The 16100-nt window shown below is 38.1% G+C and carries 10 protein-coding genes; 8 read left to right on the top strand and 2 right to left on the bottom strand.

Annotation, left to right across the window (positions count from 1 at the left end; genetic code table 11):
• The first annotated feature begins 68 nt into the window (after nt 1-68).
• The 3 genes from K348_RS0117015 (at nt 69) to K348_RS0117005 (ending at nt 6797) form a co-directional block, all read left to right on the top strand.
• Entirely contained in the window at nt 69-3284 is a 3216-nt protein-coding gene (locus tag K348_RS0117015) for a TonB-dependent receptor (protein ID WP_051697997.1), read from the top strand.
• Between the two features lie 11 nt (nt 3285-3295).
• Entirely contained in the window at nt 3296-5302 is a 2007-nt protein-coding gene (locus K348_RS0117010) for a RagB/SusD family nutrient uptake outer membrane protein (protein ID WP_029906745.1), read from the top strand.
• 124 nt (nt 5303-5426) lie between these two features.
• The gene (locus tag K348_RS0117005; protein WP_051697995.1) at nt 5427-6797 is read left to right on the top strand and encodes a DUF3863 domain-containing protein; all 1371 of its coding nucleotides are present in this window, start codon (nt 5427-5429) and stop codon (nt 6795-6797) included.
• Nucleotides 6798-6901: 104 nt separating this feature from the next.
• Here the strand turns inward: K348_RS0117005 and K348_RS0117000 are convergent, their stop codons facing one another.
• Nucleotides 6902-7477 carry an RNA polymerase sigma-70 factor gene (locus K348_RS0117000; protein ID WP_029906743.1) on the bottom strand — a complete coding sequence of 192 codons (576 nt, stop codon included), beginning with the start codon at nt 7475-7477 and terminating at the stop codon, nt 6902-6904.
• 104 nt (nt 7478-7581) lie between these two features.
• Here K348_RS0117000 and K348_RS0116995 point away from each other — a divergent pair, with 104 nt between their 5' ends.
• The 5 genes from K348_RS0116995 to K348_RS0116975 all read left to right on the top strand — a co-directional run bounded on the left by K348_RS0116995 (nt 7582) and on the right by K348_RS0116975 (nt 15627).
• Nucleotides 7582-8604 carry a FecR family protein gene (locus tag K348_RS0116995; protein ID WP_029906742.1) on the top strand — a complete coding sequence of 341 codons (1023 nt, stop codon included), beginning with the start codon at nt 7582-7584 and terminating at the stop codon, nt 8602-8604.
• A 251-nt stretch (nt 8605-8855) separates the two neighbouring features.
• Complete coding sequence (locus K348_RS0116990) at nt 8856-12158, top strand: SusC/RagA family TonB-linked outer membrane protein (protein WP_029906741.1); 3303 nt, start codon at nt 8856-8858, stop codon at nt 12156-12158.
• Nucleotides 12159-12170: 12 nt separating this feature from the next.
• The gene (locus tag K348_RS19240) at nt 12171-13700 is read left to right on the top strand and encodes a SusD/RagB family nutrient-binding outer membrane lipoprotein (RefSeq protein WP_029906740.1); all 1530 of its coding nucleotides are present in this window, start codon (nt 12171-12173) and stop codon (nt 13698-13700) included.
• Between the two features lie 6 nt (nt 13701-13706).
• Nucleotides 13707-14759, top strand: a complete 1053-nt coding sequence (locus K348_RS19235) for an endonuclease/exonuclease/phosphatase family protein (protein ID WP_029906739.1) — start codon at nt 13707-13709, stop codon at nt 14757-14759.
• A gap of 100 nt (nt 14760-14859) precedes the next feature.
• Nucleotides 14860-15627, top strand: coding sequence for a LuxR C-terminal-related transcriptional regulator (locus K348_RS0116975; RefSeq protein WP_029906738.1), 768 nt, complete (start codon nt 14860-14862; stop codon nt 15625-15627).
• On the opposite strand, the gene K348_RS0116970 is transcribed toward K348_RS0116975, so the two are convergent.
• Entirely contained in the window at nt 15617-16090 is a 474-nt protein-coding gene (locus K348_RS0116970; RefSeq protein WP_036930755.1) for a GNAT family N-acetyltransferase, read from the bottom strand. The two genes, K348_RS0116975 and K348_RS0116970, sit on opposite strands and share 11 nt — an antisense overlap.
• Between the last annotated feature and the right edge of the window lie 10 nt (nt 16091-16100).

Raw genomic sequence — 16100 nt, 5'->3', positions numbered from 1 at the left:
TTTATCAATATCATATATGACATTTAAGTTAACCTGCATTATTTATTATTTTAAATCTAAAACTCATTATGATGGAAACAAAAACAAAACAGAAAAGATTTTATTTTTATATAAAATCTTTAGCACTGCTCGTACTTTTCATGTGCTGTTATTTGACGGGTATACAAGCCCAGACCCAGCAACAGATAACAGGAACGATAGTTAACGAGCAAGGGGAACCTGTTCCCGGTGCCAGTATTGTAGAAAAAGGCACAACAAATGGTGTTGCAAGTAATAGTGATGGAGAATTTTCTATCAATGTACCGGGAAATGCAACACTAACAATTACATGTATCGGTTATATTCCTAGAGAAGAATATGTGGATAACAGGAAAAACATCGATATAACACTAAAAGAAGATTCTCAATTCTTGGATGAAGTTGTTGTAGTCGGATTCAGCACGCAAAAAAAAGTAAATCTGACCGGGGCGGTAGGAACCATCGGTGCAAAATCATTGGAACAACGTCCGGTAATGACAACCTCACAAGCATTACAAGGATTGGTACCGGGATTGAATATCTCACAGAATAATGGTATGCTTGAAAACCGGTCCAGCATAAATATCCGGGGTATTGCCACCATCGGGGATGGATCGAGTGGTAGTCCATTAATTTTGATTGACGGAATGGAAGGTGATATTAACGCACTTAACCCTCAGGATATTGAGAACATCTCAGTTTTGAAAGATGCTGCAGCCTCGTCCATATATGGGTCACGAGCACCATTCGGCGTAATTTTAGTAACCACTAAAACAGGTAGAAAAGGTAAACCTGTAATAAATTACAACAATAGTTTCAGATGGAATACTCCCGTTTTATTACCCAAAATGGCGGATTCTTATTCATTTGCGACTTACTTTAATGATGCAAATATAAATGATGGAGATGGACCACACTTTAGCCCTGAACATTTACAACGGATAAAAGATTATCAAAATGGAGTGATTTCAACTACCATAATAAAAAATCCAAATAATCCCTCCTATTGGGCAGATGGTTATAATTATGGAAACGACAATGTAGATTGGTTCGATGCCATGTATCGTAGCTGGGTTTTTTCACAAGAGCACAATCTTAGCATACAGGGAGGAACCGATGCGGTTACATACTATATATCCGCAAATTATCTAGACCAGAACGGCCTAATGGAATTTAATCAGGACACATATGATAGGTATAATGTGACTGCAAAAATAAATGCAACTTTAACTCCTTGGGCAAAGATAAATTATAGTGGACGTTTCAGCCGCGAAGATTATGAAAGACCTTCGGATTTGACCAACAATTTCTTTTATCTTTTAGGTAAACAGGGTTGGCCGACATTACCTCTATACGATCCTAACGGATATTTATATTCTTCTCCATCGCCTGCATTAAATATGAGGGATCGTGGACGTGATATTTGGCAAACCGATAATCATTATCAACAAGCCCAGTTGATTCTGGAGCCTGTAAAAAATTGGAGAACAGTAGTGGATTTAAATTATCGGATAGTCAACGCAAACCGACATTGGGATATTCAAAAAACGTATAATCATGATGTTGCGGGCAATCCAGTTCCGTGGAGTACTGATTCACATGTCCATGAAGATTACAGAAAAGATAATTTTATAAATTGGAATGCCTATACTGAATATACAATGAATTTGGCTTCGGGTCATAACATTAAAGGAATGGTAGGTTTTCAGTCCGAATCACTTAAAAGAAAAGCGTTCGGCCTTCAACGCGAAGGCATAATTATTCCCGAACAACCATACGTGGATATCACAAGTGGAACTGATGCAAATGGAAAAATAGTTCCGCCAAGTGTTTCAGGTGCTGATAATCATTGGTCTACTGCCGGATTTTTCGGAAGGATAAATTACGACTACAAAGAGAAGTATTTACTCGAAGTCAATATGAGGTACGACGGTACTTCACGTTTCCGTTCCGATAAACGCTGGAAGTTATTTCCTTCATTCTCAGTCGGCTGGAATATTGCAAATGAAGATTTCTTTAAGCCACTGCAAAGAAGCATCGGTCTGCTAAAACTACGCGGCTCGTATGGTGAATTGGGAAACCAGAATACAACCAGTTGGTATCCTACCTATCAGTATGTCGATGCAAAAGCATCGGCCGGCAATTGGCTTATCAATGGCGCAAAGCCGAATGTGGCCTATGCGCCCGGCTTAGTTAGTACAGCAATGACTTGGGAAAGAATAAACACATGGAATATTGCTGTAGATTTTGGCCTGCTTCGGAACAGGTTAAATGCCTCCTTCGACTATTATCAGCGAAAAACCTTAGACATGGTTGGTCCTGCACCTGAACTACCTGTTACATTGGGAACCGGTGTTCCCAAAACTAACAATACTGACTTAAAGACCTATGGATTTGAATTGTCAGTGTCATGGAATGACATTCTACCGTCTGGTTTCGGATATGGGGCCAGATTCATACTTGCCGATTCACAAACCGAAATTACCCGATATCCTAACGAGACAGGTGCATTATCAACCTATGTAGCAGGAGTTAAAATGGGTGAGATTTGGGGATATAAAACTATCGGAATTGCTAAAACCGATGAAGAAATGAAAAACCACTTAGCCAGTTTGCCAAATGGAGGACAGGACGCATTAGGCAGTAATTGGGGAGCAGGTGATATTATGTATGCCGACACCAACGGAGATGGCAAAATCGACGGAGGAGCTAATACGATAAGCGACCATGGCGATTGGGAAATAATTGGCAATACTTCTCCACGTTTCCAATTCGGATTGGATTTGACAGCAGATTACAAAGGATTTGATTTTAGGGCATTTTTTCAGGGGGTTATGAAACGTGACTTTTACCAGAACAGTTTCTATTTCTGGGGAGCATGGGGCAATATCTGGAACTCAACTTGTATGGAGCCGCATTTAGATTATTTCCGCGCAAGCCCCGACCATGAACTAGGACAAAACCTCGATGCATATTTTCCACGTCCTCTCTTCAATTCGACACGAAATCACCATACTCAGACCCGTTATTTGCAAAGCGCAGCATATATACGACTCAAAAACATCCAACTGGGATATACTTTACCTGAGTCTGTTATTAGAAATACACCTATCTCCAAACTACGTGTATATGTTTCGGGCGAAAACTTATGGACAGGAACAAGTATGCTGAAGACATTCGACCCTGAAACTATCGACGGAGGTTGGGGAGGAAATGTTTACCCGTTATCAAAAACAATATCATTTGGTGTTAGTGTTAACTTTTAATTCGAAGAATAATGAAAAAACATATATTAAAATACATAGTTAGTATATTCATTATAACTACCCTCATTGGCTGTAATGATTTTCTGGACAAAGAACCCCTTTCTCAGATAACTCCTGAAGTTTATTTGACGGAAGAATCACAATTGGCCGCCTATGCTAATGGCTTGTATCCCGACTTAATTTTATCTCACAGTATGTCTGGTAATTACGGCATTTTCGACATGGACAAGCATACTGATAATATGGCGGAAAGAAATTACGATAACAGGTATGTACCGGGACAATGGAAAGTGGAAGTAAACGGCGGAGACTGGGAGTTTTCTAAAATATTCAGTTGCAATTATTTTTTTGATAAAGTAATGCCAAAGTATGAAGAAGGAAGTATAAGCGGCAATCCGGATAATATCAAACATTATATTGGCGAAATGCATTTTCTAAGAGCATTGGCTTACTTTGATAAATTACAAAAATTCGGTGACTATCCGATTATAACGACTGTATTACCCGATGAAAAAGCGCCTTTGATCGAGGCCAGCAAAAGGTCGCCTAGAAATGAAGTTGCACGTTTTATCATTTCCGATCTGGACAATGCTATCACTTTGTTACTCGATGATGCTCCCGGAGGTAGAAACCGTATTTCAAAACCGAGCGCCCAACTATTCAAATCGCGGGCGGCCTTATTCGAAGGTACTTGGCTAAAATATTTCAAGAATACGGCATTTGTTCCTAACGGTAAAGATTGGCCGGGTGCAAAAAAAGATTATAATTCGGGCTATACATTTCCTTCAGGCAGTATTGATAATGAAATAGATTTTTTCCTTACTGAGGCAATGAGTGCAGCTTCAGCAGTGGCAGATAAAATAGAACTGGTAGAGAATAACGGTGTACTGCAGCAGAGTGTATCCGATCCAGTCAATCCATATCATGATATGTTCGGTTCGGAGGATTTGTCCGGATATGACGAAGTATTATTGTGGCGGCGATATGATAAGGGGCTTGGACTCGTACATGGAGCAGTACAACAAGCACAACTTGGAAATGGTGACGTCGGCACAACGAGAGGTATGGTTAATTCATATCTAATGGCGAATGGCTTACCTATATACGCTCCCGGAGCAGGTTATAGCGGTGATGATTATATATCGGATGTAAGAAAGAACAGGGATGGCCGTTTATGGTTATTCTTGAAAGAACCGGGACAAATAAATGTATTATACGAATCGAGCGAAGGAACACATGCAACACCTATCGAAATTATTCCTAATATTACTAACAGGAATTATGCTTATTCTTTTCCGACAGGTTACGTTTTAAGAAAAGGGAATAATTACGATGCAAAACATTGCGGTAGTACAGCGTCATATACAGCAAGTATTGCTTTCAGGGCGGTTGAAGCATACCTGAATTATATGGAAGCATGTTATGAGAAAAATGGGACAATCGATGGTAAGGCTGATGGTTATTGGAAAAAAATAAGGAACAGAGCCAAAGTTGACCCTGATTATACTAAAACAATTGCCGCCACCAATATGAGTGAGGAGGCAAAATACGATTGGGGGGCTTATTCGGGCAATCAACTTATCAATCCTACTCTGTATAATATACGCAGAGAACGCCGCTCGGAACTTATAGCCGAAGGATTACGATATATGGATTTGAAAAGATGGAGGGCTATGGACCAGATGATTTCAACACCGTATCATATCGAAGGATTTAAGTTATGGGGACCTATGAAAGAATGGTATAATGATAAGGAGGGTAAAACTATACTTAGTTATGGATTGGATAACACTGCAGCAAATGTTTCGTCACCAACATTAAGCGAATATCTCCGTCCATACGAAATTTCATCAAAATCATTGGTCGTAGGTGGTTATAAATGGGCAATGGCACATTATCTGTCACCTATTCATATACAGCATTTTTTAATTACCTCTCAGTCTAATGATGTTTCTACTTCTCCTATATATCAAAATCCGGGATGGCCGATTGAGGCTAATCAGGGTGCTATCAATTAGGATGTATAATACAGAAGAGATGTACATACATAATGATCTTGTTTGATATCTTAAACGGTTTTGCAGGATCCGTATTCTGCAAAACCGTTTAAGAAATAGATGATTTATTTATACATTAACGAAAATGAAAAAAACAAATGTAACTGCAATTTTACTAGTTATCTTTCTAGTAAATTTTATACTTAAAAGCAATGCACAGGAAAAACCGACCCAATTGATGGGACATCGTTTTTTAACGATAAATACCATTATAAGGGTAAACCAGATTGAAGTAGCCCGCGATAGAAATGAAGGCCGGGACGAGCGTCATCTCCATACTCCCGAAAAGGTGAAAGCATTTCGCGAGGCGATAGCCTCAGAACTGCCCGAAGCAAGTATTACATGGGCTTTCAGCTGGTTGGCATTAGACGATCCAGCAGAAAATTATAAAGAAATACGCAGACTGGTAGTAGAGTATCATCACAAATACGGAGACGATATTACTTTCATTCCGGGCGCATATTTTGCAAATGCATACAATACCCGCGAACAGGTAAACAAGGATTTGCACGATGGTCTGGCAAAAGTAAGTAAAATGGTAGGTAACGGCTTCCGCCCTAAAAGCGTACTTGCTGGATTCCTGGCTGCCGAAAACCAGCAATATTTAGCCGAAAAGGAGGGTATACATGTATGTCAGGGTAACATTTTCAGCCAGTTTTCAATTGACAATCAGGATGGTGATGGAGCTGTTTCATATCCTTTTTATCCTTCGAAAGAGCATTTCTGCAAACCGGCGCAAGGTAAAAGCGATTTTATAGACTGTGTGAATCTCGATGGTTGGACACTTGATTTTCTAGCTGCCAGAAGACCGGGATTTGAGGGCGGATTTAACAGCCGGATGGGCGTTACTCCTATTGAAACAATCTTTGCATATGGGAAACTGACAGGTTTGACTCAAATGATGCATTCAGCGGCAATTCACTTCGACAAAGGCTTTGACCTGAACGGGTTTGCTTGGGTAACAACCTGCTGGGAACAGAGCTTACCTAATGATGGTCTGAAAGATTTGGTTAATGAAATAAAGCGAAACTGGCCTGATGTAAAGCTTATCACTCAAGGTGACTTCGGATTGCTGTGGAGAGAACATTACAAGGATAATTCTTTCAATTATCGTTTCGAACAAAAAGGTTCGGGGATTGGAGGTTCTGATAGTAACCTAAAAATGTACTGGTTTATGAATAAGGATTTCAGACTGGCTTTGATAAAGGACTGGCAGAAGAATTGGGGAAAAGAATACGTCATAGACTTTACCAATTACAATCTCAAAGCACAAGAACCTACAGATATGACTAGGAAGTGGAGCTTAATGGGGGATATCAACCAAAAAGGAACCCGCCCTCAGGACAAACCAAAATTAATTAATGATCTTTCACCACAAGCCATAACCTTAATAAAGAAATATTATCCTTATCTGTTCAATAACGACAGGCATAGAGGAGAATATATTAGTTATTAATGTGAATCAACGTTCGAAAGGGTAGAGAACTTTAGTTTGTTAGAAATTTGCTATGATTTGAACTTTATCAAGTTTGAATCATAGCATTTTAATTTCATAATGGTTTACAAATCGGTAAATAGCCAAAAGGAAAGTAAAGGCAAATATTCTCTAAGGCTAACTCTTAAAATCTTCAATGCCTGTTGTATTCTATAATCTATAGTTTTAGGTGATACGCCGAGTTCAGTTGCTATTTGCTGATAAGTTTTATTTTCAAACCGGTTTTTGATAAATGCTTCCCGATACAAATCGGGTAAATTGTTTATTGCATCTTCAATTTTTTCTGTAAGGTCTTGTAATATATAAAAATCGGGAGATTCGTATATATCCATCATTTCTTCATGTAAGATATTCATCGCCCTTTTCTTCGTAGAATTACTGTTGATAATATTCAGGCACTTATACCTCACCGCACCAAATATATAACTACGTACAGACTGCGATATTTTGATATTTTCACTATTTTCCCATACCCACATCATTACATCCTGAACAGCCTCATGCGTATCCTCAGCTTTTACATATTGTTTCGCATAAGCACATAAGGAAGCATAATAACGCAAAAAGAAAGCATCAAAAGCTTTTTTGTTTCCGCCTTTTACCAATGTTAATAAGTCTTCGTCGGATTCGTTGTTATACATAGTATCAGTTGTGTTTTTTCATGATAAACCAAAGATAATTAAAAAAAAATGAAAATCCGGTTAGGATATTTTATCTTAGGATTGCCATATATAAAAAGAATAATATGAAAGACCCATATAAAGAGCAAATAGAATCTGATCTTCTCCGGTATTTTGAAGGAAATCTCCCTGTTGATGAGAGAGAGGCTGTAGAAAGATGGATTCTGGAATCTGAAAAAAATAAGAAAATTGCTAAAGATATATATTACATATACCTTGCATCAGATACGGCTAATACCATACAATCTATAGACGGTGAATATGCATTGGATACATTTAATACAAAACTAAAAAGTAAAAAACGTAGAATTCTGCTACAACGTCTACAAAAGGTAGCTGCATTTCTACTCATTCCTCTGATAGGAGCTTTATCTTACATTTTATTATCCGACAACGAGCCATTAGAATATATAGAAGTTAAAGTGACTTCCGGAATGACCGCATCCCTGTATACGCCGGACGGTACAAAAATCTTTCTTAATTCGGGTTCAGTTTTAAAATATCCGAATAAATTCGATGAAAAAACCCGTACTGTTAGTTTGGAAGGTGAAGGCTATTTTGAAGTTAAAAAGGCTGATAAGCCCTTTATTGTGAATACAAAAGATGCAGTACAGGTAGAAGTTACAGGAACAGAATTTAATCTGGTAGCATATCCCGACGATGATTTCACGGCACTAACATTAGTTTCGGGAAGTGTAACTATGGCTTATAACAATGCAGCCAATCAACGAAAAAAGGTAAATGTTATTCCCGACCAAAAGGTTGTATTCGATAAAAACAATAAAACTATCAAAGGACAGGCGTGTATAGTAGATACCGATATTGCATGGAAGGACGGCAGAATAGTTTTACGGGATACACCTTTAGAAGAAGTATTAATGCAGCTTTCCAGAAGGTTCGATGTTCAATTTGTCATTAAAAACGAGAAGCTGAAGCAGCATCACTATACAGGTACTTTCGAAGGGCAATACCTATTCAGAATATTAGAACATCTTCGTTTTTCATCCGGAATACAATATGTTGTCGAAGCAAAACAATCTGAACCAAAAGATACATTAACCAAAAAACAAACTATAGAATTATATTAAATGAATTAACCTTTTTTCCACCTTAAAATTATAGTAAATATGAAAACACACACACCAAGGTCACCTTAGAAAAAAGTATACGAGAAAATATTGCTGTATTTCCTCGTATACAAGTTATAAAGCTTATTCAATAAGTTTAAATAAACGATTTATAACCAAAAACATTTAAAGTTATGACAAATAATCTTTGTTACCAAACTGTGTGGATTTTAAAAAAGATCCTCAACATTTCCCTTAAACTACCACTAACTATGAAACTCTTATGCTTTTTCCTTTCTTTTTTTGCACTTATGAGCTATGCTACAAATAGTTATGCGCAAAAAACAAGTTTGTCCCTGAAGATGGAGAATGTCAAAGTACAAGATGTATTGAATCAGATAGAATCTGAAACTAAAATGACATTTTTCTATGATAACCAGATAGATGTTAAGCGTGTTGTATCTGTAAATGTTCACAATAAGAATGTATTCCAGATCTTAAATGAAGTATTTGCAGGTACAGATGTTACTTATAAAATACTTGACAAAAATATTATTCTGTCAAAAAAAGGAATTCTCGATAAAGCCGAGCAGGATGCATTTGTGCAATATGCCCGCAAAATTACCGGATTGGTAGTCGATGAGGCCGGTGAAGCTATTATCGGGGCGAATGTTACTGTAGAAGGCCAGAAGATAGGTAATATAACAAATATAGACGGCCAGTTCACCCTGAATGTTCCTGAAGGAGCTACCCTTATTATTTCTTATATCGGATACACTACGCAGACAATAAAAGTAACGGCTCAGGACTATTACAAAATTGTATTGAAAGAAAATCCGAAATTGTTGGATGAAGTAGTAGTTACGGCTCTCGGTATTAAGAGAGAAGAAAAAGCCCTGGGCTACTCTGTACAGAAAGTGAAAGGAGAAGACCTAACCAATGTAAAAGGAGTCAATTTTGCTACTTCACTTACCGGAAAGGTTGCGGGATTGAATGTAAAAAACAGTACTGAATTTGCTGCCGCGCCTAGTATAGAATTACGTGGTTATTCTCCGCTTATTGTTGTAGATGGAGTTCCTTTTTACAATATAAGCCTGAGTGATATAGCCGCCGATGATATAGAATCTATCGACATCCTGAAAGGAGCCACTGCATCGGCTCTTTACGGATCGAAAGGTGCCAGTGGCGCTGTCATGGTAACCACAAAAAATGGGAAAAACAGCAAGGAAGGCCTTAACATATCAGTTAATAGTAATACCATGTTTCATGCAGGTTATCTGAAATTCCCGGAAGTACAGACATCCTACAGCTCTGGTTCGGGAGGTCGTTATGCACCCGGAGACTACGTATGGGGCGACAAACTGGACATCGGCCGCACTGCAAAACAATATAATCCATATACCTACGAACTGGAAGAAATGGAATTGGTCTCTAAAGGCAAAGACAATATAAAGAATTTTACAGAAGCAGCATTTGTCACCAACAATAATATAAGTGTTACGCAAAAAGGAAAGTATGGTAATTTCAGGACATCCTTGACCCATGTTTATAATAAAGGACAGTTTCCGAATGCAAAACAGAATAAATTCACATTCTCTGTAGCCGGAAATCTGGAATGGCAAAAACTCAGCATGGATGCAGGTATTACTTATAACAAACGATACCATACCAATACTAACGGTACAGGATACGGAAAAGGAAGTTATCTCTATAACCTGATGTTGTGGACAGGTGCCGAGTATGATATTCGCGATTATAAAAATTACTGGAAAGAAGGCAAGACCGATGTTGAACAAAACTGGATGGATCCCGATTGGTACGATAATCCTTATTTTCTTGCTCACGAAAGGGTAAATCCTTCTCACTACGACTATACCAACAGTTATGCCAATGTGAGCTATGATTTTACAAAATGGTTTAAATTGGTTACCCGTGTCGGGGTAGACATGTATCGTAACCGTGTAGAATCGCGTCAGGCTCTAAGTTCCCGCGCTAAGAAAGAAGGCTCGTACTCGATAACAAACAATACGGGATATAGTGTAAATGGTGATATGATTGCCATGGTTAATCGGAATGTCGGTGATTTCAATATAGATAGTTTCTTTGGTGGGGCAATTAACTTCTATGAGCAGGATGGACATTTCTCTTCAACCGAAAACGGATTGATGCTACCGGGTTATTATTCTCTAAAATCGTCTATAGACCCTGCAAGCACATCTTCATCCGTGAAAAAGCGCCAGATCAACAGTTTCTATGGAAAGGTAGGCGGTTCGTGGAAAAGTAGAGTGTTCCTAGAATTTACAGGACGTAACGACTGGGTATCGACTCTCGACGAATCCGAACAATCTTTTTTCTACCCGTCGGTATCGGGAAGTGTTATCATGTCTGAATTTTTACCGATGCCTAAATGGGCGGATTTCTGGAAAATCAGGGCTTCGTGGTCACAGACAAAACATCCGGCAGAAGTATATGAAATCAATCAGACATACAGTATTTCGGATAAATATTGGGGGCTTCAGAAAGCGGCATTCTATCCGAAATCAATCCGTGACGTCACTTTACGTCCAAAATCGACTGAAGCATTCGAATTAGGAACAAGTATGCATTTCTTCGATAACAGATTGAAATTCGACTTCGCATATTACAGAAAAAAAGAATATGATTTGCAAACTCATGCACGGATGAGTTCTGCTACCGGCTTCGGATCAACACTTATCAATTACGGCGAAGAGCAATTGAGCCGGGGCTTTGAAGTTGCTATAAGCGGTGATATCATAAAAACAAAGGACTGGACTTGGAATTCGGGTATAAACTGGGCATTGGACCGCTATTACTATCACAAAGTGGATGAAGAGTATTCTACAAAGAAACCTTGGGTACACGACGGGGCCAGCTGGTGGTGGCTGGATATGTACGAATGGGAAAGAGACCCGGACGGAAACATAATCCATTACAATGGTATGCCTAAAGTTAGTGACTATCCATCGTTTGCAGGACATACAAATCCGGACTGGATTTTTGGATGGAGCAACTCCGTCAAATTCAAAAATTTCAGGTTTAATATGTCAATAGACGGACGTATAGGTGGTGTGATGTTCAACTATATGGATCAAAGATTATGGCATGCAGGACGCCACATAGATTCCGACAATCAATGGAGATATGATGAAGTAGTAAACGGAATGAAAAATTATATAGGGCAAGGTGTTAAGATTGATTCTGGAACCGTAGAGTATGACTCAGATGGAAATATCACCAAGGATACACGCGTGTTTGTCCCTAACGATGTAGAAGTATCATACGAAACATATATGCGTAATTATTATATGAGCAACAGGCGTAACATACTGGATAAGAAAACATTCTTTAAACTCAGAGAATTATCGATAGGATATTCTTTACCGGCAAGTATCTGCGAAAAGGTAAAACTCAAAGGAGCTGATATATCTCTTGTAGGGCAAAACCTATTAATCTGGACGAAAGATTTCAGGTTTTCCGATCCTGACCGCGATACCGAAGACATCAATTCACCTTCTATCAGATATGTGGGATTCAATGTTCAGTTAAACTTTTAATACGAAAAAGAAATGAAAAAATATTATAGCTACCTACTCATTTTGCTACTCATCCAGCTAGCTGGATGCAGCGAATTTGAAAAAATAAATAATAACCCTGATGCGACTATAAAAGTAAAACCTTCTCTTCTGGTTTTAGGGCAATTGACAGATATGATGTATAAAAGCGGAGGTAAGGACTATGTAGACTATACAACCGTACCAAAGCAAATATTTGTTGCAGAAAAGTTGGAAGATCTCTATTATAACAGGTTCTGGAGGACAGGCTTCGGCGCATATGAAAGCTTGACTAATTCTCTTAAAATGGTCGAGCTGGCTGAGGAAATCGACAAGGATGCTTATGAAGCCCTTTCAAAATTTATCATTGCTTACAGGTTATATGACATAAGTATGTATTTGGGCGATATACCATATAGCGATGCCCTCAAAGGAGAAACGGGCACTGTGAAGCCGAAATATGATACACAAAAAGATGTGATGAAGCAAATACTGGACGATTTGGACAAATCTTATGCGTTGTTTTCAAATAAAAAAGGAACGATAGAAGGAGATTTCGTCTACAATGGCAATTTTGATAAATGGAAAAAAGCGATTTCTGTTATGCAATTAAGAGTTTTGATGAATATGTCGAAAAAAGAATCGGATACTGACATGAATATCAAGCAACGGTTCGCCAAAATTGTAGCAGAACAAAGCCTGATGGAGTCTAATGATGATAATCTGCAACTGGTATATGGTACAGAGTCATCTATGATATGTCCGTTATTTAAGAACAAGAATGTATTTACTAAATACTATGTGATTTCGGACTTTATAATCAATATGCTAAGAGATTATGACGATTATCGGTTGTTCTACTATGGCAAGCCGGCTCCGGTAAAACTTGAACAAGGATATAAAGAAGATGAATGGGAGGCATATCCGGGCACAAATCCGGTCGCTCCTTTCGACGAGATTAAAAGTAAACAAACTACAGAGGATTATACCTGTATAAATCTTAGATATACGGAGATTGAAACAGCAGAGCCATTGATCAGACTGGGTTATGCACTGCAAAACTTTATACTTGCAGAAGCCTGCCTGAGAAAATGGATAACAGGGAATGCAAATGATTATTATCTTAAAGGAATCAGAGCCAGTATGGAATTTATTGTAAAGCATACACCCGACGAAACGAGATTTCATCATGGACGTATGATGACCGATGCTTATATTAACAACTATTTGTCAAATCCGGATATTCAGCTATCTTTGACCTCCGCTTCATTTGAGGACGATTTGAAGAAGATTATTACACAGAAATATCTGGCGTCATTTATTCAGCATCCTTGGGAAAGTTATTATGATTACCGCAGAACAGGTTATCCTGTAATACCGATAAATCCGAAAACGAATCTTAATACAGATCCAAACAAGATGCCTATGCGTTGGATGTATGACCAGCGGGAATTGGATTACAACAGAGAAAGCGTAGACGAAGCGCTGAAACGCCAATTTGGTGGCAGTGATGATGTTAATGCTCTGATGTGGATTTTAAAATAAAATATAATGAGAAAGATTATTTTTCTTCTGTTATTTATGTCGTGCGGGATTTTGGCCGGATGCACCACAAAAGAAAAGACTCAGGACTTTAAAGTATTGCAGATAAATATCTGGCATCAGACGTTGACTGTTCCGGGAGGTTTTTCAGGCTTGGTTAGCATTATTCAGCAAACCGATCCCGATGTAGTATTACTGAGTGAATCCGGCGGGTCTAATAAGAATTTTATCCCGCAGTTGCTGGATACTTTAAAGAGCCTGAATAAGACATATTACGGGCAGACAACGAACTATAGCGCAGGATTCATTTCGAAATATAAGATCGATAGCCAGCAAGAATGCTGCCATACTCAAAGAAACGGCCCGATAATAAAATCATATATCACCGTAGCAGGCAACACTTTGGCTGTATATTCTGCACATCTCGATTATATGCACTATGAGTGCTATATGCCTCGCGGATATAGCGGAGAAACATGGAAAAAACTGGATGCTCCCGTTCTAGATGCCGATTCGGTGCTTAGAGCTAACCGGAAATCGCAGAGGGATGAGGCCATAACATTATTTGTAGAAGAAGCGAAAGCCGAGATAGCAAAAGGCAATCTTATTCTTATCGGCGGTGATTTCAATGAACCTTCACATATGGACTGGCAAGCCGACACCAAGGATTTGAGAGATCATAATGGAATGGTAATCAACTGGGATTGTTCGGTAATGTTGACCGATATGGGTATGAAAGATTCCTACAGGGAATTATATCCTGATGCTGTAAAATATCCCGGATTCACATTTCCATCGGCTAATAGCTCTGTTGATGTAAAGAAACTGGCATGGGCTCCCGAAGCAGATGAAAGAGACCGCATAGATTTTGTATACTATTATCCTAATCCGTTATGGACATTGACTAGTGCTTCAATTGTAGGGCCGGAAGAGACTATTGTCGAAGGAAAGGTAAAAGAAAAAGATTCTGAGGATTCTTTCATTATACCTAATGGCATTTGGCCTACAGACCATAAAGCTAATCTTGTTACCTTTAAGATTAAAGAGAAAGAGGTAAAATAAGAAATGGATTTATAATATCATAGTTAAAAGGGTTTAAATGCATAGAGCTTTAAACCCTTTTATTTATGATCTATAAGAGAACACTTTGTATATTTGTATTATGATTTCTAATAGACTAATCCTTAAAGAAATGTGGTCAAGGCAGCGGATAAGCAATCTTGATGTAGATTATGATTTCTGGAGACAAAAACGAGAATTAATATATCAAATGTCACGAATAAGTCAAAGTTGTTTATTTACTGTGGATGTATTCAAAAGCAGATACGATTTCGCTTCAGACAGCTTTTCTGAAATCTTCGGTTACAATCTTTCATGGATTAAAAATATCAGGAAACAAGGTGATCTTATAGAAGATAGAATCCATCCCGATGATCGTGATAAAATGACGGATATTCAAATAAAGCATAGCCGATTTATTTATTCCCTTTCACCCGAAAACAGAAATGACTATAAGAATAGCTATCAGTTCCGCATGCTGAACGCCAAAGGACAATATATGAATATCATAAGCCGACAGCAAGTAATACAGACAGACTGCAATGACAAGGCTTGGATGATAATGGGTGTAATGGATATCTCGCCGGATCAGACTCTATCTGATAATGTTAAATATTCGTGCATGAATATAAAGACGGGAGAAATTATAACTAATCTGATAACATCTGATACTGAAATACTACTTACAAACAGAGAAAGAATAATATTAGAAATGATCGGTGAAGGGCTATTGAGCAAAGAAATTGCCGATAAACTGGATATAAGTATTTATACAGTAAGTAATCACCGGAAGAATATCCTCTTAAAGTTAGGGGTAAATAATTCTATTGAGGCAATAAATAAGGCTAAAAGCCTCAGGATTATCGATTAATCAGTTTAATCATTTCTACCATTTCCAGATCGGATTGATTCTCATCTTTATATGTACTATGAACTTCATATCCTACAGATTCATATAATCTTATATTATGGATGCTCAATGCTGCGGTGAAGAGCTGAAACTTAGCTGCATCCGGATTAAGATTCTCAACTTCCGTTAATAATCTCCTCCCAATTCCCCGTTTTCTGAACAAAGGATTTACTATTAGCTTTCCCACCCATACTATATCGGTTATAGCCCTGTATTTTACCGAACCGATAATTTTGTTTTCATACATAGCCTTTAAAAACAGATGAGTCTGAAATTCAGATAAAATAGATTCATATGTTTGTTTCAACGGCTCAATATCGTAATTCCCATGTGATTCTGCTTCCGTTACGAAAGCTTCTTTCTGAAGTTGCAGTATCTCTTTCAGGTCTTGTAGATTTGCCTGTTCGATAGTTATATCAGTCATAGTTTTATAT

It is taken from the genome of Prevotella sp. 10(H), from assembly GCF_000711235.1.
Lineage (GTDB): Bacteria > Bacteroidota > Bacteroidia > Bacteroidales > Dysgonomonadaceae > Dysgonomonas.
This window is presented reverse-complemented; position numbering and strand designations above follow the sequence as displayed.